We start from the raw sequence: 23,770 nt of genomic DNA, 5'->3' as shown, positions 1-23,770 counted from the left end.
GGGCGAAACGAAGCAGCGTGCGGGTTGGTGTGCGGGACGCGCGCAACGACCGCGGGAGGGGGAGTTTCATGAGGCGAGGGCATGATGGGAGCGGTTCAATGAGCGACGCAAAGAGACTGGCGGCACCCGGGAACGTCGAGGATGGCAAGCGGGAGATCGTGCCGACGGAGGAGGTTGATGCATGGCTGAAGCGGCACTTCATGGCCGATGCCCAAGCGCCGCTGTCGCGTAACCAGAGAGGTATCTGGTCGCGGCAAATGTTGTACCCGATGGACCCGCTCTATAACGTAGCCGTTGCCTGCACGGTCGGCGCCGGGTTCGACAGGGGGCTGTTCCGGCGCGTCTGTCAGCGGTTCCTGAATCATCACCAACTGCTCAACGCGCGCATCGTCGCCGAGGGCGACGCGCTGATACAGCGCATCGATTCCATGCGGGAACTGGCATGGTACGAATCCGCGACCGGCGAGTCGCTCGACGCTTGCCGCGCGCACGCGAAGCGTGACGCCGCCGTGCCGTTCGTGCTCCACGACGGACCGCTCTACCGAATCCATATCTATGAAGCGTCGTCGTGTGAAACGGTCGTGCTGCTCGTGGTGCATCACATCATCTGCGATGGCAGCTCCGTCAGCCGCTGGCTGTCAACGATCTGGCAGGACTACCGCGCGCTGAAGCAGCAGCGCACGCTGCCGCAGGCGCTGGGCGGCGCGAGCTTCCTCGATTTCGTGCAGCGCGAGGCCGCGCATCTCGACTCGGCAGCGGGACAGAAGAGTCTGGCCTACTGGCGCACGCAGTGCGCTGATGGCTTGCCGCCGCTCGACGCGGCGCTCAACCTCCCGCCCGCCGCCGATGACGCATCGGTATTCGCGACCAGCCGGCTGTCCTTTTCGATCGACGGCGATCGCGCCATGCGGATGCGCACGCTGCGCAAGACCGGTTCGTTCAGTCCATCCACCCTGCTGATGGGGGCTTTTACGCTCGCACTGTCGGCGTGGCGCGGTACGCGGCGCTTCACACTCGGTCTGCCGACGCTCGGCCGCCCCCCAGGCGCAGAGTTCGCGTCGACGATCGGCAATTTCACGAATCTCGTGCCCGTGGTCTGTGATCTCAATCCGGCGCAGACGTTTTCGCAATGGCTCGACGGCTGCCAGCGTTACGTCTACCGCGCGCTCGATCACGGATATCCGTTCGCCGGACTGCTGCAGGCGCTGCCGCGCCATGCGGATGCGCCGCTGTCGATCCAGACCGTGTTCACTTACCAGAAATTCGGCGATGAGATCGACATCGGCACACTGCCGGATCGGGTCGGCGATTCGGTCGAACTTGCCTTCGGCGCTGATATTTTTCAGCGCGACGAATATCCGGTTACCTGTGAAGTCGTCGAGGCCGGCGATGGATGGACCGTCAACCTGAAATACAAGACCGCGGTGATCGAACATGACGACGCGGAGGCGCTGCGACACGCATTCGTCGCCGTGCTCGACGATGCGCTCACGGACCCTGACCGTACGATCGGCGCGCTGACGGCGCGCGATGATCGGCGTCACGGCGCCGGCCCGATGCAGCCGGCATCGCATGGTCCTGCCGCGGATGCAAAGAGCCTTTGCGCGCGCTTCACGGCGCTCAGTCGCCGGGATCCCGCGCGACGCGCGCTGAGCTTCGATGGCCGCCACATGACCTACGGCGACCTCGACCGCGGCAGCGACGCGCTGGCCCGGCATCTCGTGTCGCTCGGCGTGCGGCCGGGCGACCTGGTGTTGCTGTGCGTCACGCCATCGCCTGATCTGATCACCGCGATCCTCGCGATCCTCAAGGCCGGCGCCGCCTACGTACCCATCGATCCGGGCTCGCCGGCGCAGCGTATTGAAATGATCCGCGAGGACAGCGGCGCACGCTTCGTCGTCACGACCTCGATCTCGGAGGCGGCGGTCGAAAGCGTCGCGCACCGTGTCGTGCTCGATCGGGACGGCGCGGCGATCGCTGCGGCGGTCGAGCGCGAGCCGACCCTCGTGCTGCCCGATGTCCGACGCGGCGATCTCGCCTACGTGATCTACACCTCGGGCACCACGGGCAAACCGAAGGGCGTGATGATCGAGCATGGCAACGTGCTGCGTTTGTTTGACCGCACAAACCATTGGTTCGACTTTGGCCCGGACGATGTCTGGACGCTGTTTCATTCCGCTGCCTTCGATTTCTCGGTCTGGGAGATCTGGGGCGCGCTGCTTTACGGCGGCCGTCTCGTGATCCTGGACACGACGCAGCGCAAGGATCCGGTGCGGCTGCTCGAGACGCTGGCCGATGAGCAAGTGACTGTGTTCAATCAGACACCGGCCGCATTCTACGCAGTCGTGCGCGCGGCGACGGCGGGCCCGCCGCGGCGCCCATTGGCGTTGCGCCTTGTCGTGTTCGGCGGCGAGAGGCTCGACTTCGGGCGACTCGCGCCATGGATCGAGCGCTACGGAGATAGCCGGCCGGCGTTGATAAACATGTACGGGATCACCGAGACCACCGTCCACGTCACCCATGCGCCGGTGACAGCCGCCGATGTGACGGGCGCGTGCGCCTCGGTGATCGGTCATCCGATTCCCGACCTCGACGTGCAATTGCTCGACGAGCACCGTGCGCCGGTGCCGGATGGCGAGATCGGCGAAATGTACGTCGGCGGGGCGGGCGTCGCGCGCGGCTATCTAAACCGGCCCGAACTCACACAGGAGCGCTTTGTCACGATATCCGGCGTGCGCTGCTACAAGACAGGCGACCTGGCCCGCCGCAATGCGCGCGGCGAACTCGAGTACATCGGCCGAAACGACGCACAGGTGAAGATTCGCGGCTACCGCATCGAACTGGGCGAAATCGAAGCGTGCATGAATCAGCACCCGGTCGTCGAGCAGGGCGTCGTCATTGCGCACGAACACGCCAACGGCACGAAACATCTCGTCGCCTATTACCGTGCGCGGGACACGGCGACGGACGATGAGGCGCGATCGCATGATCTGCGCGCCTTCGTCGCCGCCAGATTACCCGAATACATGGTGCCGGCCTTCTTTGTCGCGCTCGCGGAACTCCCGTTGACGGGCAACGGGAAGTTCGACAGGCAATCGCTGAGCCGGCGGCCGATCGTGCTTGCCTCGACCGATAGCGACGTAGCCGGCGCCAGCGCGACCCAGCAGCGGATCCGCGAACTCTGGCAGCAGGTGCTTGGCGTGGCGCCGGCGCACTTCGATCAGGGCTTCTTCGAGGCGGGCGGCGATTCGCTGTCCGTGGTGCTGCTCGCGCGCGCCATCGAACAGGCATTCGGTCACGCGTTTACGCCCGCGAAGCTGTTCCGATATGCAACGGTGCGTGATATCGCGGCCTATCTGGAGACACACGCGACGCGCCCTGACTCGAGCGACGCGGCGGTGTCCGTCGGACCGCGCGCGACGGCGGCTGACGAGTTGTCGCGCGCCTCGCCCGTCGTGCCCGACTATTACGACGAGAGCCTCGCGATCATCGGTATCTCGTGCGAATTTCCGGGCGCCGCGGACCATCTCGAATTTTGGGCGAACCTGTTGGCCGGTCGGGAGAGCGTGGAGTGGCTGACGCGCGCCGCGCTCGACGAAGCGGGTGTCGCGCCCGATCTCGCGAGCCATCCCGATTATGTGTCGGCGCGTTTCACGATTCCCGGCAAGACCCGCTTCGACGCCGATTTCTTCAAGCTGTCGGCGAAGCTCGCCGAATTCGCCGATCCGCAGTCGCGCCAGTTGCTGATGCATGCATGGAAGGCCGTCGAGGATGCCGGCTATGTGCCGGGGCAATTCGACGCCACCGGCGTATTCGTCTCGACCGGCAACAGCGGCTATCAGACGTTGCTCGACAACGCCCCCGATATCGAGCAACAAGACCGCTACCTCGCCTACGTGATGTCGCAGGGCGGCTCGACGGCGGCGCTGATTTCCTATCAGCTCGGCCTGACCGGCCCGAGCATGCAAATCGGCACCAATTGCTCATCGTCGCTGGTTGCGATCGACGCGGCGTTCAAGAGTCTGCGGGCGGGCGAATGCCGGCAGGCGATCGTCGGCGCGTCGACACTGTTCCCGCACGCCAATGCTGGATTTCTCTACCAGCCGGGTCTCAACTTCTCGAGTACGGGGCATTGCCGGACCTTTGATGTCGATGCCGATGGCATGATGGCGGGCGAGGGCGTCGCGGTGATCGTGTTGAAGAACGCGCGGCAGGCCGTCGAGGATGGCGACGCGATCTACGCGGTCCTGCGCAGCATCGCCGTCAACAATGACGGCCGCCAGAAGAGCGGCTTCTACGCGCCGAGCGCGCAGGGGCAGGGCCGTGTGATTCGGACGGCCCTCGAACGCGCGGCTGACATCGACGTCGAGTCGATTGCTTACGTCGAGGCGCATGGCACCGGCACGCGGCTCGGTGATCCTGTCGAGGTGATGGCGATCGACGAGGTCTATCGGCAGCGGACCGGGGCTCGGCAATTCTGCGCGATCGGCTCGGTGAAGCCGAACATCGGCCATCTGGACACGGCGGCGGGGCTGGCCGGCTGCATCAAGGTCGCACTGGCGTTGCGGCATCGGATGATTCCACCGACCATCAACGTCACCACGCCGAACCCGGCGATCGACTGGGCGTCGTCGTGCTTTCGCGTGCCGCATGAGGCGTCGCCGTGGCCCGAGGGCGCATGTCCGCCACGCGCAGCCCTCAGTTCATTCGGACTCGGCGGCACCAACGCGCATGCGATTCTCGAGGCCTGCCCCGACGTCCGGGCCGCGTCGCCCGATAGGGACGCGCCGACGGGCGAGCCTCGATTGGTGCTGTTGTCGGCCGCCGAACCACGGCTGCTGCCGACGATGGCGCGCACGCTGTCGGTGTTCCTCGTCGTGCATCCGGACTTGCCGTTCGACGCAGTGGCCGCCACGCTGCAACGTGGCCGCCAGCCGATGCGGCACCGGCTCGCGATCATCGCAACCGGCGCGCAGGAGGCCGCCGAGCTGCTCGAGCGCTATGCAGCCGAAGCGATAGAGGGCGCGACGGCGGCGCCGTGGCCTGCCGCGATCGTGTGCTCGCGGCCCGACGCCGCGCCATCCGCGCCGGGCGCCGCGGCCGACGCGATCGCCGAGGGCCTCGCGCGCCGCGATCTGTCGGCGCTGGCCGCGCTGTGGGTCGAGGGGCACGATGTCGACTGGTCGCTCCTGCATGCCGGCGCGGCGATGCGCCGCGTGCATTTGCCGACCTATCCGTTCGCACGCCGGCGCTATGAGGTCGCGGCCCGGTCCACGGCCGCCGGGACGGCGGGGCCGCGCCTCGCCGTTCAGCTCGCGACGGACGGCTCGAGGCAGGTCCACATCCGGCTGCGCCGCGACGACGACTACCTCGACGACCATCGCGTCGACGGCCGCCGCGTGCTGCCCGCCGTGATGACCTTCGAACTGCTCCGCGCGGCCGCGATGACCGATGCGGCCGTTCCCGACGAGGCAAGGTTGCAGATCGAGCACGTCGTCTGGTTGCGGCCGGTGATCTGCGATGGTGAGGCGCTGTCGCTGTGCGTCGAGCTGGCCGCGCGCGGTGTCGGACAAGACTGGCGTGCCCCTGTCGCGTTCCGGTTGACGGGCGTCGATGACGCGACGAATGAGCGGGTCATGTTCGCCGAGGGTGCGCTCGCGTTTGAGGCAAGCGGCAAAGTGGACGGCACGGACGGGTGGATCGCGCCCGAGGCGTTGCGGCAAGCGCTAACCGAAAACCGGATCGACGGGGCCGACTGGTATCGCGGTATCGCGGCCGGGCGAGTCCAGTACGGGCCGACCTACCTCGGCCTCGTCGAAGCGGGCTGGAACGACATGGGACTGACCGCGCGCGTGCGACTGCCCGAGTCGGTGTCCAGCTCGCTCGCCACGTTCCCGCTGCATCCGGCGCTGCTCGACTGCGCGTTGCAGGCGAGCGTTCTCCTGGACAGGGTCCGGCGTCATGGTGGTGACCCCGGGCAGTGGTCCGGGATGATGCCGGCGAGGCAGAAGCTGCCGTTCTTCGTCGAGCGCGTCGACGTGCTCGCGCCGCTCGAAGCGGAAGTGTGGGTGCGGGTACAGGGCCACGAACCGGTTGCGACGGCGCGCGAGGCGCGGTACGACATCTTCGTTCATGGCGCCTCTGGCGCATTGCTGGTCGCGATACGCGAATTCGTCACACGGGCGCTGCCCGGGGGGAACGAAGACCGAGCGCTACCCGCGCCAAACCCCATCGAGATGGCCGCGCAGCAGAAAAATGACGCCGATACTGCCCCTCTGCACACGCTGACGATTGCCTGGACCCCGCTCGATGAGAGGCGCGAGGCCGGCGTCTCGACGGCGCCCATCGTGCTGTTCGGCATCGGCGAGGTTCCGCCCGCCGAGCTTGTCGCGTGTTTCGCGGGCCGTGTCGTGCGCTATGTGCCGTTGCGCTCGGAGCCGGATGGTCCGGCGCTGGCCGCGCTGCCCGCCGACGCCGCGCTGGTGTTTGCGCTGCCGGCAGGCGCTGCGCGCATCGACGACGCGGCGCTGATCGACGCACAGCGCGACGGCGTGGTCGCGGTATTTCGCTGGTTGCGGGCGCTGATCGGCCACGGCTTCGAGCAGGTCGACCTCGACTGCACCTTCGTCGTCGAGCGCACGCAACGGGTGCGCGCGGGTGATTCGATTGCACCGGTGCATGCCGGTCTGATCGGCTTGGCGCAGAGCCTCGCGGGTGAGTATGGGCATTGGCGCGTGCGTCTGCTCGATGTGGGCGGGTTTGCCGACCTGCCGACGCCAGCGGGCTGGCCAAACGCGGAGGGCAAGGTCGTATTCGCCTGGCGCGACGGCCGCTGGTTCACGCGGAGCCTCGTCGAGACGGCCATGCCCACGTCGTGTCCAACGCTATACCGGCAAGGCGGTCACTATGTGGTGCTGGGCGGTGCGGGCGGCATTGGCCGCACGTGGACCGAGACGATGATCCGAGACTATCGCGCGCGCGTGGTCTGGCTGGGCCGAAAGCCGCGCAATCGCGAGATCGACGATGAGATCGCGCGCCTCGGCAAGCTCGGTCCCGCGCCGATCTACCTGCAAGCCGATGCGACCGACCCGGCCTCGCTGCGCCGCGCGCGGCATCGCCTCACCGAGCTGGGTCTGGACACGCTGCACGGTGTTGTCCATTCGGCACTGGTGCTCGACGATCGGGGCATCGCGGCCATGAGCGACGCGCAATTCGCGCGCGCGCTCGACGCCAAGGTCGCGACATCCGTGAATCTCGCACGCGTGTTCGGCGACGGCGATCTCGACTTCATGCTGTTTTACTCCGGCACGATCTCGTTCGTGAACCCTGCCGGCCAATCGAATTATGCGGCCGGCTGCAGCTTCCAGGATGCCTATGCGATGGCGTTGGCCGACCAGCGGCGATGTGCTGTCAAGCTCGTCCACTGGGGGTACTGGGGGCATGTCGGGGCCGTCGCGACGCCGGAATACCGCCGCCGGATGGCGGCGGCCGGCGTCGGATCGGTCGAACCCGAAGCCGCAATGCAACGACTGGCTCAATTCATGCAGGACAATCATATGCGGCAAATCGCCATCGAATCTCGTTTGCGTGCTCGCGGCGCGGCTATCGACACGCCGCAGGCGACGGATGCGCGGCCCGCCGGCACGCCCACGGACGCTCATCGTTCGCATCCGGACGCGCAGGGTTGGAGCCGGCTATTGCAGCGTGTCGACGCGCTGCGCGAGCACAACGGCCTGCGCGATCCAGTGGTCGAGCACGCGGCGTTGCTGATGGTGCGCCAGGTACTCGGCGCGCTTGACGCGCTGCCGGTCGATCGAACGCACGACGGCGCGTACCGGGCCGGACCGCGAAGTCGCCTCGCCGCGATTTATGAGCGCTGGTATCAGGAAAGCTGCCGGCAGCTCCAGCTCCACGCGTTGATCGACGTGTCGGGCGGAGCGACAGGCCACGCAACGCGTGCGACGGAAGACGCCCATGCGGCTTGGGCGAGGGTGCGCGACCATTATCGTGCGCATCTAAGCGTTCGGGCCGGTATCGAGCTGATGGACGCCTGCCTGCGCAATCTGCCGGCGATTCTGCGGGGTGAGCTTGCCGCGACCACGGTGATGTTCCCCGACTCGTCGATGCGGCTCGTCGAAAACGTGCATCGCAATCATCCGATCGCAGACTATTTCAACGAGGGTGTCGCCGAAGCGGTGATCGACCACGTTCGTCATCGCGTGGCGCGCGAGCGCGGCGTGCGCTTGCGGATTCTCGAGATCGGGGCCGGCACGGGCGGGACCAGCAGCAAGGTATTGCCGAACCTGCTGCCGTGGCGCGAGCAGATCGAAGAATACCGCTATACCGATCTGTCGAAGTCGTTCCTGTTCTATGCCGAGGATACATACGGAGCAGATGCGCCGTTTCTGAAAACAGCGATTCTCGACATCGAAGCGCCGACCACGGATGACCATCCGCATGCGGACAAGTTCGGAAGCTACGACATGGTGATCGCCGCCAATGTCCTGCACGCGACGCGCGATATCGGCCGCACGTTGCGCCATGCAAAGGCGTTCATGCGCGACGGTGGCGTGCTTGTGCTGAACGAGATGAGCGAGAACTGTGCGTTCTCTCATCTGACCTTTGGGTTGTTGGAGGGCTGGTGGCGCTACGACGACGAGCCGGTGCGCATCCCGGGATGCCCGGGCTTGTCTCCGCTCGAATGGCGGCGCCAACTCGAGCGCGCGGGCTTTGTCGATGTGCAGTTCCCCCTCGGCGACGCACAGCCGCTCGGCCAGCAGGTGATTGTCGCGCAATGCCGGCAACGCGCATGGTTGCGCGCCGAGCGCGATGAAGCCCGCGGCGCGGACGCGGTGCGCGGCGGCCGCGCCGCGCGGACGGGCGCCACCGCGCCTGGCTCCGGCGCCGCGCTCGAACCGATACTCGCGACGCTGCTCGCGGAAGTCCTGCGGATCGACCCGGCCGATGTCGATCACGAACGCAGCTTCTCCGACATCGGACTTGACTCGATTCTCGCGATTCAACTGACCAATAGGCTCAATGCGCGCTTGGGAATCCAGCTGGGCACGATCGAGCTGTTCGATCACAACACCGTCGCGCAGCTCGCCGCGCATCTGACGAACCGACATCGCGTGACCGAGGCGGCGGGCGGCTCGGCGCCAGCTCCCGCGCCGTGCGAAACGGCGACCAATGCGGCGGCTGGACCGTCCTCGCGGGCTGCCACGGGCGATGTACTCGAACGTGTGACGGTGATGCTGCGGGAGCACGTTGCGCGCGCGGTGCGTGTCCGCGAGGACGAGATCGATTTGCATCGCAGCTTCGCCGATCAGGGCGTTGATTCGATCATCAGCGTGCAGATCGTGAACCGGATCAACAAGTTGTTCGGCCTGCGCATCGCGACGACGGTGATGTTTGATCACAACACCGTCGGCCGGCTTGCGGCCCACCTGTGCGAGCGACACGGCGCGGCGCTTGCGAAAGCCGTGCAGACCGAAGCGAGCACGCCACCGGATGCGGCCGCGCCCGATGTCGCGCCCGCACGCGCCGCCGCGACGGCGCTGTCGGCGCGCGAATCCGAACCGAGCCGAACGGCGAGCGCGCCGCCGGCCGCCGGCCCAGGGTCGATATGCGCAGTCCTGATCGATGGACCCGGCGAGATCGAAGATCTGTCGATCGCCGCTGTCGCATCGCGTGGGCTCGATCACGATGAAGTACGCGTGGCGGTGCGCGCGTTCTCGCTGAACTTCTCGGATCTGCTGTGCGCGCGCGGGCTCTATCCGAACATGCCGCCGTATCCATTCGTGCCGGGCAATGAGGCAGCCGGTGTCGTGATCGAGGTCGGGGCGGGCGTCAGCACGTTCCGACCCGGCGATGAGGTCGTCTGCCTGTGCCAGGGCTGCCATGCGGAGCAGGTCATCTGCACGACAAGCCAGGTATTCGCCAAGCCCGCGAGCTGGAGCTTCGAGGAAGCCTGCGCGTTGCCGATCGTCGGCATCACGATGATCGACGCATTCAGCAAGGCCGCGCTCGCCCGCGGCGAGCGGATACTGATTCAGACCGCGACAGGCGGCACCGGGCTGATCGCGGTGCAACTCGCGATGCACCGCGGCGCGGAAATCTTCGCGACGGCCGGTAGTGAGGCCAAGCTGCGCTATCTGCGTGATCTCGGTATCGCGCATACGATCAACTATCGAACGGAGGATTTCGCCCAGGAACTCGCGCGGCTGGCGCCGGGTGGAGTCGACGTCGTGATCAACACGCTCGGTGGCGATGCACTCCAGAAGGGGATCGACTCTCTCGGACCGGGTGGCCGCTACATCGAGATCGCGATGACCTCGCTGCGGAGCGCACGCAGCATAGACCTGTCGTCGCTATCCGACAACCAGACTTTCTACAGCGTCGATCTCGCGCGCATGGGGGCACGGGATCCGCGGAAGATCGCGCGGTATTGGGATGAGCTTGTGTCGCTGACAGAGCAGGGCGTCGTCCGGCCGACGATTTCGGAGGTCGTCGCGTTCCGTGACGTCCATGATGCCTATCGTCGTCTTGCCGATCGCGGGAATATCGGCAAGATCGTCGTGCGCGTCGACCAGTCGAGCGCGCCCCGGCCGCGCGAACGCGAGCGTGGAGCGAACCTGCCGGCGCGGGACGCTGCGGCGTCCGGCGCGCCGGACGGTGCGACCGAACCGGCAGGCGCGGGCGCGCGCGTGGTACGCGACGACGACATCGCGATCATCGGGATGAGCGGCCGCTTCGCGCGCTCGCCCGACCTCGACGCATTCTGGTCCCACCTCGCGTCCGGCACCAGCCTGATCGCGCCCGTGACGCGCTGGGATCTCGGCGACGGCGACGCGCGTTGCGAGACCGGCAGCTTCCTGGACGATCTGTCCACATTCGATCCGTTCTTCTTCAAGATCTCGGGGACCGAGGCGCGCTACATGGACCCGCAGCAGCGCCTGTTCCTGGAAGAAGCGTGGAAGGCGCTCGAGGATGCCGGCCACGCCGGCGAGTTGGATAAGCAGCGACGCTGCGGCGTCTACGTCGGCTGCTCGGGCGGCGACTATCATCTATTGTTCCCCGGGCCCGGCGCATCCGACGGCGACACGCGCGCCCGTCCGCCCATTCAATCGTACTGGGGCAATGCGGTGTCGGTCATTCCGGCTCGCATCTCCTACTTCCTCGACCTGCACGGCCCGGCCGTCGCGATCGACACGGCCTGCTCGAGTTCGCTCGTCGCGCTGCACATGGCGTGCGCCGCGCTGCGCAGCGGCGAGGTCTCCATGGCGCTGTGCGGCGGCGTGTTCGTGCAATGCACGGCCGGCTTCTACCAGCAGGCGCAGCGCGCCGGCATGCTGTCGACGACCGGCAACTGCTATGCGTTCGACGCGCGTGCCGACGGCTTTGTGCCGGGCGAGGGGGTGGGCGCGATCGTGTTGAAGCGGCTTGGCGACGCGATCGCGGACGGGGATCACATCGATGGCGTGATCCTCGCGTCGGGCATCAATCAGGACGGCAGCACCAACGGCATCACGGCGCCTAGCGCGCGCTCGCAGGAGGAACTCGAAACCGACGTCTACGATCGCTTCGGTATCGACCCGCGCGAGCTGCAGATGGTCGAGGCGCACGGGACGGGCACCCCACTCGGCGACCCGATAGAGTTCACCGCGCTCGCCAACGCGTTTGGCCGCTACACGCGGGATCGCGGCTTCTGCGCGCTCGGCTCGGTGAAGACCAATATCGGGCACACGACGACGACGGCGGGTATCGCTGGCGTGCTGAAGATCTTGCTCGCGCTCCGTCATCGCCAACTGCCGCCGTCATGCAATTTCGAACGCCCCAATCCCGAGATCGAGCTTGACGACAGCCCGTTCTACGTCAATACACGCCTACGTCCTTGGCGCGTCGAGACCGGCCGCCGCCGGATGGCGGCGGTCAGCTCGTTCGGCTTCAGCGGCACCAATGCGCATGTGGTGATCGCCGAGGCGCCACCCATCGCGCTCGGGAACCCGAGGTCCGCGCCGGGCCAGCCGGAGTTGCTCGTGGTGTCGGCGCAGACGCACGCGCAACTGAACGCGCAACTGGAGAGGATGGCTGCGTTCGCGTCCGGAGGCGCCGCACGCGATCTGTCGCTCGCCGACATCGCCTTCACGCTGGCCGACGGTCGACGGCATATGCGCTACCGCTGGGCCTGCGTCGCAAGCAGCGTCGAGGAATTCGCCGCCTACTGCGGCGCCGGCGTCCCGTCGTCGCCATCGACGTCCACGGCGGTGTTCCAGGGCGACGCCAACGAGGCGCTGTCGCCGCATGTCGCCGATCGCGTCGGCGACGCCGACCTGATCTCGCAGGCGCGGCGCTTCGTGGCCGGCGGCCGGCTCGATTCCGCGCGATGGACGGGCCGCGGTTGCCGTCGCGTGCGTCTGCCCGTCTATCCGTTCGCACGCGAATCCTACTGGGTGGAGACGCCCGGCGAGGAACGCAATCCTTGGCCGCCGCTCGAAGTGGCGGAGGCCGGGATCGGCCCGGTGTGGCGCTTCTCGCGTCGTCTCGAAGGCAGCGAGCCGTTCCTGCGAGATCATCGCGTGCTCGGCGAATCCTGGCTGCCGGCCGTCGTCTACTGGGAGATGACGCGCTGGTCGGCCCGGCAGGCCGCGCCCGAGGCGCCCGCGACGGATCCGGTCGTACTGCGCGACGTGATCTGGCAACACCCGTTGTCGCTTGCCGCCGGGCCGCGTGTCGTTGAGGTGCGACTCGAGCGCGACGCCGCCGTGGCATTGTCGCCGCGCTTTCGCTTCGTGATCGAGAGTCGGCTTGCCGAGCCGGACGACGCTGCAGCGCGTCTGACTCATTGCAGCGGAAGCGTCGAGATCATGCGCACCGACGACGCCGGCGCGTCATGTCTGCTCGATCTGAGCGCGTTCCGGCGCCAGGCGGAGGAACTCGACGTGGCCGAGTGCTACCGCGCGTTTGCCGCGCTCGGCATCGAATTCGGGCCGAGCCATCGCGGCCTGAAAAAACTCTATCGCTACCGCGATCAACTGCTCGCGCAGGTCGGCCGCTCGGGCGCCGCCGGGATCGACGACGGCTACCTGCTGTCGCCGACCATCACGGACGCCGCGTTGCAGGTCCACATCGGCAACGTGCTCGGCACCGGCACCGATGTGCTCCCGTTGCCGTATGCGATGGACAGCCTGACGATCGTGGACGCACCGTCCGATCCGAGCTGGGTCTGGATCCGCCAGGGTCGCGAAGGCGCGCGCGAACATAGCCCGTCCAGCATGCTCCACGATATCGACGTGTTCGACGAGGAGGGCCGTCTACTGCTCGCGATGCGGGGCTGCCGCTCCGCGCCGGCACGGCGCCGCCGCATCGCGGCGCCGATACACCCGCTCGTGCATGAGCGGGTCGACGGACCTGACTTGCGCTATCGCAGCGAATTCATCGGCGATGAATTTTTTCTGGACGGTCATCGGATCGCGGGCGTGAAGATCTTGCCGGCTGCCTGTTATCTCGAGATGGCACGTGAAGTGAGCCAGCGCGTGGGCGCGCGCGGCGGTGTGCTGCGCGACATCTTCTGGCTCGCGCCCTACCAGGCGCCCGACCTCCCGGGCGGCGCGCGGCCGGCTCCCATCACCGTACAGATGGAAGCGAGCGGCGAGCGGCATTGCCGCGTCGTCAGCACCGGCGCGGACGGTCGCGAGACCACGCACTTCGTGGGCCGCTGGGCGCAAGAGGCCGTGCCCGATGCGATCGGCGCGGTCGACGTCGACGCGATCCTGCGCCGTACCTCGACGCGTCTCGCGCGTGATGCGATGAACGCGCTCGTCGAGGCGACCTCGTCGTTTGGCGCACCGTTCCAGGTGATGACATGGTTGCAGCACGGGGCCGATGAGGCGCTGGCCGCGTACAGGCTGCCGGCCGGGCAGAGCGGGCCCTATCACTGGCACCCTGGAATACTGAGTGCGGCGCTGGGTGCCGTCGAGATATGGATTGCGGCACGCGGCGAGACCGGCGCGCATCGCCTGCCGTATGGGATCGGTAGCATGATCGATCACGCGCGGCCCACGGATGCCGGGTATATCCACGTGCGCCGCGTGTCGGGCGAACGGGCAATGCTGGATCGCTACGATATCGACCTGCTCGACGCCGACGGGCGCATCACGGCGTCACTGCGCGGCTACTCCGTGCGGCCCTGGCTGTCCAGTGACCATCCGGATGCGGCCGACGCCGGCTCGAGCCGTGCCGCGATTTCCGTGATGACTGGCACGCCCCGTTGGCGTGACGCGCCAACGCCGGCCCCGGCAACGGCGCGCGCGGACGACGCCGTCGATCGTCTATTTTTCGTACCAGATCACGACACGGCGCTGCACGCGTGGCTGCGCGATCTCGACCCGGCGGCGCGCCTGTGTCCGCTGCCGTGCGGGGCGATCGTAGACGACGATGGCATGGCGCGCGTCGGTCGCGTCGAGGCAGCGTACCGTCAGGCTTTCGAGGCGATACGAGCCGTCGCGGATGGCGCCGGGACCCGCGCCGTGCATCTGCTGATGCTCGTTCACGACGCGTGCCGCGACGAAGCGATGCCGAGCCTGCAAGCGCTGATCGCGACGGCGGCGCTGGAGTACGAGCGCATCGCCGCGAAAACCGTGTTCTATGCACCGGCAGGCGTCGCTGATCCGTCAGCCGCAGCCTATCGCGAGCGCTTGAGGCGCGAACTGCTGAGTCCCGAAGCCGATGAACCGGAAGTGCGCCTCGCGCTCTCGGGCGAACGACAGACGCGTCGCGTCGCGGCGGCCGAGCTCCCCGCCCGCGCGGCGGCCGATGAGCGCCGCGACGGCGTGCTCGCGGCGCATCCTCTCGAGCCCGGCGATGTCGTCTGGCTGGTCGGCGGGATGGGCGGGATCGGGCAGCACGTGGCGCGCGATCTCGCGGCGCGCGGGCTGCGCGTCACGATCAGCGGGCGCAGCGTGGATCCGGCCGCATGGCGGGCGTTTCGTGAGACAGCGAGCACGGCGGGCGAGCGTCTCGACGCGCTTGCGGTCGATATCGCCGATGCGGACGACGTGAAGCGCGCGGTGGCGAGCATCGTGGCGAAACACGGCCGTATCGACGCCGTGATCCACTCCGCGGGCGTGATCGGCGACGCGTACCTGCGTCACGGCCGCGCGGTCGATGCGGAGCCCGTGTTTGCCTCGAAGCTGCGTGGCGGCGCGAATCTCGATGATGCGACGCGCGACCTGGACCTGAAGTGTTTCGTGCTGTTCTCCTCGCTGTCCGCGTTGGGTAGCCCGGGGCAGGCTGCCTATGCGGTCGCCAACGCCTACTTGAATCAGTTGGCCCTGCAGCGCAATCGCGCCGCACTCGGGGGGCGGCGTCGCGGACGCAGCTTCGCGATCGGCTGGCCGCTCTGGCTCGACGGCGGCATGGCGATGGCGCCGGAACGCCGCGCACTGATGCGCGAGCGGACCGGACTCGATTCGCTGACGACGGACCAGGGTCTCGCGATACTCGATGCGGTGCTGAACGCGTGCCGGATCGCGACGCCGGAAGACGGTGTGTTGCTGGTCGCGCCGGGTCCTGACCGCGAGCGCATCGTGCGAGCCCTGGATGCCCGTTTCGTCGAGACGGAACCTGATGCCGGCGTCGCGGCAGGGCACGCGGCGGATATCGACTTGCCGGAATCCACGCGGCTGCGCGCGGCTGTGCTCGACCTGCTGAAGGCGACGGTTGCGGCCCAGCAGACCATCGCCGCGGCCAAGATTGACGACGGCGCACTGTTCCTCGATCTCGGTTACGACTCGATCAGCCTGATCGGTCTCGCGCGTGATCTCGGCGCGCGGGTCGGGTTGACCTTGCAGCCAACGCTGTTTTTCGAGTATCCGGTGCTCGTCGATGTCGCGGATCATCTTGTCGCGTCTCACCGCGACAGGCTGGCTGCGCATCTCGGGGGCCGGCCGGCTTCCGCACGTGCCGCTGTGGGTTCGAACGAGCCTGCGTCGGTAAGCGATTCGGCCGATGAATCGCGTCGCGCGCAGGCTGCCGGCGTGGCATCCGGCGAATCCGCGCGGCAAGCGGATCCGGTCACGACACGCGACCGCGTCGCCGTGATCGGCATGAGCTGTCGCTTCCCCGGCTCGGACAGCCCCGACGCATTCTGGCGCAACCTGACGGAGAACCTCGACCTCGTCGGTCGAGCGACCGGCCCGCGCGCATCGTTGCTCAGCAGCGTGACGACGCCGTCCGAAGGCGGTTTCGTCGATGACATCGAGCGCTTCGATCCGCAATTCTTCGGCTTGACGCCGATGGAGGCGGAGTTCATGGATCCGCAGTTCCGTCTGTTCCTGCAATGCGCGTGGCGCGCCGTCGAGGACGCCGGCTACCGGATCGGCGATCTGGCGAAGCGGCGAGTCGGCGTCTTCGTCGGTGTGACGACGAGCGACTACCGCGATCTATGGCTGAGCCGGATCGGCGCCGAGTCGGCGACTCACCTCGGCCTCGCGCACTTCATGATCGCGAACCGCGCGTCGTACCAATTCGACCTGCGCGGCCCGAGCGAGGTGATTGACACTGCCTGCTCGAGTTCGCTCGTTGCGATTCATCGTGCCTGCGAGAGCCTGGCCTGCGGCAATTGCGAGATCGCGATCGTCGGCGGTGTCAACGTGATTGCGAATCCCGCCGTCACCGAGGCGGCGGTGGCCGCCGGCATGCTGAGCCCGGACGGACGCTGCAAGACTTTCGACAGCAGCGCCAATGGCTTCGGCCGAGGCGAAGGCGTGGGGGTCGTCGTACTGAAGCGCATGGCCGACGCGCTCGCGGACGGCGACCATCTGGACGCCGTCGTCGTCGCGAGCGGCGAGAATCACGGCGGACGTTCCAGCTCGCCATCCGCTCCGAATCCCGATGCGCAGCGCCAACTCATCGTCGATATTTATCGACGTTCAGGCATCGATCCCGCCAGCGTCGGCTACGTCGAGGCCCATGGTACCGGCACCGCGCTCGGCGACCCGATCGAGATCAAGGCGCTGGTGCGCGCATTCGCCGAGCTTGCCGACGGCCGGCCCGCCGAGGCGCCACATTGCGCGATTGGTTCGGTCAAGGCAAACATCGGCCATCTCGAGGCCGCCGCCGGGATTTCCGCGTTCATCAAAACGGTGTTGATGCTCAAGCACGGCAAGATTCCCGGTAATCCGCACTTGAAGCAGCCGAACCCCTATCTCGAGCTGGATGACAGCCCGTTCACTTTGGCGAGCGAAACGTGCGACTGGCCCGCGTCGCATCGACGTGCCGGCGTCAGCAGCTTCGGACTCGGCGGCTCCAACGCGCATATCGTGCTGGACGCCGCCGATGCGTATCCGGCCGCCGCTCCAGGCAACGTGCCGGAGCCCGCGTCGGGTCCAGTCGCGATCGGGTTGTCCGCCCGGCGGCCGGCGGAACTCGACGCGATCGCCGTCGCGTTGCTGGACTTTCTGTCCGCGCCGACTGCCGCCATGCCGTCGCTGCGGGATCTCGCGTTCACGCTTGATCGCGGGCGCGAGACCCATCCGCACCGGCTCGCGTTCCTCGCCACCGATATCGACGACGTGCGACGAAAGTTGGCGCGCGTCAACGCGGGCGACGATGCGGCGACGCTGGCCGCGCATGGCGTCGTCGTCAGCCGCGCCGGGGACGATAGCGCCACGCGTCACGCGCACCTGCTCGCCGGGGCGTATCACGACCTCGCCGAGCGCGCGCCGGAAGTGCTGCGCGATCTTGGGGCGTGGGTGCGCGGCGAGATTGACACCTGGCGCGGACCGCTGGCCGCGCGCGGTCGGCGGGTCAGCCTGCCGACCTATCCGTTCGGAGGCAAGTCGTATTGGTTACCCGAAGCGCCTCGGTCAGTCAGCGCGGCGTCATCGGTACTGCATCCGCTGCTCCATCGCGAGGTGTCCGCCGAGGCGGGCATCCGCCGCTTTGCCTCGATATTCAGCGGCGAGGAGTGTTTCCTCGCGGATCATCGGGTCCAGGGGCAGCGGCTGCTGCCCGGCGTCGCGAGCCTCGAGATGGCACTGGCGGCCGCCTGCCTTGCAGCCGGAGAAACAGGCGACAGCGGTGCCACGCTACGCAACGTTGTCTGGTCGCGGCCTGTCATCTGGGGCGCGGCGCATTCGGATGTCGCGCTGAGCCTGTCCGCGGGGGCCGTGCCGCGCGCGTGGCGCTACCGGCTCGGTGTCGGCGGTGACGATACGTACGGCGAGGGCGAGGTCGCGCTGACGGCCATGCCCCCCGTGCGCACGCTCGACCTCGAACGGATGCGTGCCGAGCGGGACGGCTCGCGGGTGTCGGCCGAGGCGTGCTACCGTCGCTATCGGGAGGTCGGCATCGAATACGGGCCCAGCCATCGCGGGCTCGAACGGCTTTATCTCGGCAGTGGCGACGTGCTCGCCGAAATCGCGCTGCCAGCCGGCAGCGTGGACGCCGCCGGGGCATTCCGGCTCCATCCCGGATTGCTCGATGCCGCCTGGCAGGCGGTCATCGGTCTCACGATCGATCGCGGTCAGCACGAGGCGAGCCTGCCGTTCGCGCTCGACGAGATACGCATCGTGCAGCCGCCGCGAGCGTCGCGGCTGTGGGCCTGGATCCGCCCGGGCGACGATGGCGCGGCGAGCGTCGACATGGATATAGCGCTGCCCGATGGCCGCATCGCGATCGAGCTTCGCGGGCTCCACACGCGCCAGCAGGTCGCGCCGGCCGCTTCAGCGCCTCGGGATGAGGGCGCCGTTACCGGGGATGGCGGCCTGCTGCCCGCCGGCGAGGTCACGCTGAGCCCCGTCTGGGAATCACTGCCTGCGCAGGACGGGGCGGTGCCGAGCGGGCCCCGCGAGCTCTGGGTGTTCGGCTCGAACGAGGCCGTGCGCGCCGCATTGGAGGGGACGCGCACGGTCATCTGTTTCGACAGCCTCGATGGCACGGACGACGCCTTCCGCCGAACCTTGAAGGCGTATGCCGAGACGGCAAGGGCCGAGGCTCCGCATCTGCTCTGGATCAGCGGCGGCGGTGAGAACCCAGACCTCGACCCCGACGCACTGATTGCGCGCCAGTCACGCGGCATCCTGCCCTTGTTCCGATTGATCAATGCGCTGATCGAGGCCGGTCTCGATAGCGTGCCGCTTGCGCTGACGGTGGTTACGCGCAGGCTGCACGCGCTCGGCGATGAAACCGACAACGACATCTCCGATGCCGGCGTCGTCGGCCTCGTTGGCACGGTGGCGCACGAATATCCGCATTGGACGGTACGGCACTGGGACGTCGACGCGCCGGTCGACGACGGCCGCTTCTTCCGTCGCCTGGACACGCATCTCATCACGACGGCCGGCGCCGACGGCGACGTGCGCGTGCATCGCGGCGGCCGCTGGCACCGCCAGCGTCTCGCGCGCGTCGTCGATGAGGGGCGTGCCGATCCGGTATATCGCGAAGGCGGCGTCTATCTCGTGATCGGCGGCGCGGGCGGGTTGGGCAGGACGTGGTCGCGCCACATGATCGAGCGATTCGGCGCGCAGATCGTCTGGCTCGGGCGACGCGCACCGGATGACGAGATCCGCGCGCATCTCGCCGCGCTCTCCGCGCTCGGGCGCGGCGGCATCACCTATCTGCAAGCCGACGCGACCGACGCCGTCGCGCTGAAACGCGCCCGCGCGGCGATCATGGAGCAATTCGGCGCGCTCCACGGCATCGTGCATGCGCCGATCGTCCTGGCGGATCGCTCGCTGGCGAGGATGGACGAGACAGCATTCCGTCTGAGCTACGACGCCAAGCTGAAGACCTGCGCGAACCTGTATCCGCTGTTCGCCCGGGAGCCGCTCGACTTCGTGCTGTTCTTCTCGTCGCTGAACGCGTTCTCGCGCTCGGCCGGGCAGGGCAACTACGTGGCCGGCTGCACGTTCACCGACGCTTACGCGCGCAAGCTGGACACCCGGCTGGCATGCGACGTCAAGGTAATCAACTGGGGCTATTGGGGCGACGTCGGCATCGTGGCCGGCGCGCGTCACCGCGAACGGGCACTTGCCGCGGGGCTCGATTCGATCAGCGCCGAGGACGGTCTGCGCGCGATCGACGCATTGCTCGCGCGCCCCGGTTCGCAGGTCGCATACGTCAGGACGGCCCGGCCCATCGCAGCGCGGCACTACGACTCGACCACGTTGGTATGCCGCTATCCGCGCACGATCCCGGCGGTCGAGGCGGCGCGGTTCGCGGCACGCCCGGCCGCCGATCTCGACGCGGTGAGCCGCGAGACACTCGGTTTCAGGCAGCGCGTGGGAGCGTTGGCCGAGCGGCTGATGCTGGCGACGCTGCAGCAGGTCGCGCTCGCGCCAGCGAGCGGCGCAAACGCCCCCGCCGGCACGTTCGACGAGCGGCTGCGCGCCGATGCGCCGCCGCATGTCGACGCCTACGCGGCGTGGCTCGCACAGAGTCATCGCCTGCTCGTCGCGGCGGGTCATCTGTCCGTCGACGGCGAGTTCTTGTCGTGTCGCGCGCCGGCCTGTTCGCTCGATGCGCTGTGGCAGGACTGGCGCGGGCTTGCCGAGGAGTACGCGCAACAGCCCGGCTATGTCGCGCAGTTGGAATTGCTCGAGTCGTGTTTGCGCGCACTCGGCGAGATCCTGCGCGGCGACGTCGCGGCGACCGACGTGATGTTCCCGGGCGGCGGCATCTCGCGTGTCGAAGGCATTTACCGGAATAACGCGGTATCGGACCACTTCAATCACGTGCAGAGCGAGGCGATCGCCGCGTATGTCGAGGCGCGGGTGCGGATGCAGCCGGACGCGCAGCTGCGCCTGCTGGAAATCGGCGCCGGCACGGGCGGCACGACCGACGGCCTGCTGCGCCGACTCGAGCCGTGGCGCGCGCATATCGCCGAGTACTGCTACACCGATGTGTCGAAGGCCTTCCTGATTCACGGCGAGACGCGCTACGGCGAGCGCTACCCATTCCTGTCGACGAAACGGTTCGACGTCGAGAAGGCGCCGGCCGGGCAGGGGATCGCCGAGAACCATTACGACGTGGTGCTGGCAACCAACGTGCTGCACGCGACCGCGTCGATGCGCGACACGATGCGGCATCTGAAGGCGATCCTGCGCCCGTCGGGCATTGCGGTCGTCAACGAAGTCAGCGAGGTGAACGTGCTTGGACACGTCACGTTCGGCCTGCTGCCCGGCTGGTGGCGGAGCGTCGATCCCGAACTGCGCATCCCGGGTGGCCCCGCGCTGTCGCCCAGCGCATGGGCCACGCTCGGCGCGGCTGAAGGGCTGCGTCCACTGGGTTTCCCGGCGCGCGAACAGCATGCGCTCGGGCAGCAGATCATCGTGTTCGAAAGCGACGGCGTGGTGCGCCGGGCGCTGACGGCCGACGCGTCGCCGGCGACGGGAAGCGCGCTCACCAGGCCCGATGTGCGGGCGCGGTCCACCCGCACGGGCGATTCGCACGGTACAACGGCGACCGTGTCGGAGGAGATGCGCTTCAACGGCGCGCTTGCGTTTGTACAGCGGCTCGTCGCCGATACGCTGAAGATCGATCTGGATGAATTGCCTCCCGACGAGCACTTCCAGTCGATCGGCCTCGACTCGATCCTCGTCGTCCAGCTGACGAACCAGCTGCGCCGCTATTTCGACGGCATCACAAGTCCGCTGCTGTTCAAGGTCTCGACGGTACGCGCGCTGACCGAACATCTGTGGCTCGCCGAACGGGAGCGGCTGCTCGAGCACGCGCATGGTGCCGTGCCGGGAGCGGATGAAGCCTCGGCCGTCGCCGCTGTCGGCGATCGCGGTACCGGCGCCGTGCATGGCATACGTCCGGCTGTTCCGGACGATGGCATCGCGGATTCCGACGTCGCGATCATCGGCATGAGCGGACGGTTTCCGGGCGCGCCCGATCTCGCGGCGTTCTGGCGGATTCTGCGAGATGGCGTGAACTGCATCAGCGAAGTGCCGCCGGCGCGCTGGCGCTGGCAGGACTACGACGACCCCGAACTCAGCGAAACGGACCGGATCTACACCCGCTGGGGCGGCTTCATCGAGGACATCGACCGTTTCGATCCACTGTTCTTCCAGATCTCGCCGAAGGACGCGGAAAAAATGGATCCGCAGGAACGCCTGTTCCTTGAGGAAGCCTATCGCGCGATCGAGGATGCCGGTTATACGCCGTGCGGGCTCAGCGAAGCCGGCAGCGTCGGCGTGTTCGTTGGCGCGATGAACGGGACCTACAACGCGCAGCCGAACTTCTGGTCGATCGCCAACCGGGTTTCATATTGCTTCGATTTGTCCGGGCCGAGCATGGCCATCGATACCGCCTGTTCCTCGTCTCTGACGGCGCTGCACACAGCGCTCGAAAGTCTGCATTGCGGCTCGTGCGACGCCGCGATTGTCGGCGGGGTCAGTCTGATTGTCGATCCGGTCCAGTATCAAGGGCTGTGCGCAATGACGATGCTGTCGCCGGGCAATCGCTGCAAGGCATTCGGCGCCGATGCGGACGGTTTCGTCGACGGCGAGGGCGTCGGGGTGTTCGTGCTCAAGCCGCTGCGCAAGGCGCTCGCCGACGGCGATGCGATCCACGGCGTGCTGAAGGGCAGCGCGATCAATGCCGGCGGCAAGACTCACGGCTACACCGTGCCCAATCCCGCACGGCAGTCGGAAACCCTGCGCCGTGCGCTGGAGCGCGCTCGCGTGGCGCCGGCCGAGATCGGCTACATCGAGGCGCACGGCACCGGCACGGCGCTCGGCGATCCGATCGAGATCGCGGCGCTCACCGATGTGTTCGAAGGATCGACGGACATCGAGGACGGCACGGGCGCCGCCTGTCCGATCGGCTCGGTGAAGTCGAACATCGGCCATTTGGAAAGCGCGGCCGGCGTCGCAGGTGTCGCGAAGGTATTGCTACAGCTCCGGCACCGCCAGTTGGTCGCATCCTTGCATGCGGCCGAGGGTAATCCGGAGATCGATTTCAGCCGCACGCCGTTCCGAGTCCAGCAGAACCTGGCCGACTGGACGCCCCGGGTGACGCGCGGAGGTTCCCCGGCGCGCATCGCGGGCGTGTCGTCGTTTGGCGCGGGAGGGGCGAATGCGCACGTGATCGTCGCCGAGCCGCCCATGCGCCGCGACGAGCGGACGCCCATCGCGCAAGGCCCCGTGATCCTTGTGCTCTCCGCTCGGAGCGCGGATCGGCTACGCCGGAAAGTGGCTGACCTCGTGCGTCATCTCGAGACGGACGGGGCCGGCGTAGCGCTCGCCGATCTGGCGTTCACGCTGCAAACCGGCCGAGAGCCGATGCCTTGGCGCGTCGCGTGGCTCGCCGATAGCGTCGAGGGGGCGCTCGACCAGCTGAGGGACTGGCTCGCCCGAGAAGACGCGACCGGCACCGATGCGAGCGTGTTCGGCGCGGCGGCTAGACAGGCCGATGCGGTGGCGCGACGCATGCTCGACGATCGCGATCTGGCGTCGCTCGCGCGTATCTGGACCGACGGCGCACGGGTCGACTGGGCGCGTCTGTGTGATGGTGAGGTCGCTCGCCCGCGCCGACTCCATCTGCCGACCTATCCGTTCGCCGGCGGTTCGTATTGGCGCGCCCCGACGGCACGCGACAAGGAGCGCGTCGCGCACGCCGGCGACGGCACTGGCCGCGCGGACGAGGAGCACACCGATGCCTTCAACGAAGCATTGTATGCATCGGTCATCGACCATCTGATCAACCAGGAGCTGGACCCGCAGGCTGCACTGCGGGTGGTCCAGTCTGGACGCTGAACCTGCTT

At 67.9% G+C, this 23,770-nt stretch carries 1 protein-coding gene; it reads left to right on the top strand.

Annotated elements, in window-relative coordinates:
- The first annotated feature begins 98 nt into the window (after window positions 1-98).
- Complete coding sequence (locus Bsp3421_RS01750) at window positions 99-23,762, top strand: non-ribosomal peptide synthetase (protein ID WP_273995517.1); 23,664 nt, start codon at window positions 99-101, stop codon at window positions 23,760-23,762.
- Window positions 23,763-23,770: the final 8 nt, after the last annotated feature.

Source organism: Burkholderia sp. FERM BP-3421, assembly GCF_028657905.1.
Lineage (GTDB): Bacteria > Pseudomonadota > Gammaproteobacteria > Burkholderiales > Burkholderiaceae > Burkholderia.
This window is presented reverse-complemented; position numbering and strand designations above follow the sequence as displayed.

What these genes read in the sequence shown, in the direction of transcription:
- Bsp3421_RS01750 (WP_273995517.1), top strand. Translation starts at nt 99, where the DNA reads ATGAGCGACGCAAAGAGACTGGCGGCACCCGGGAACGTCGAGGATGGC.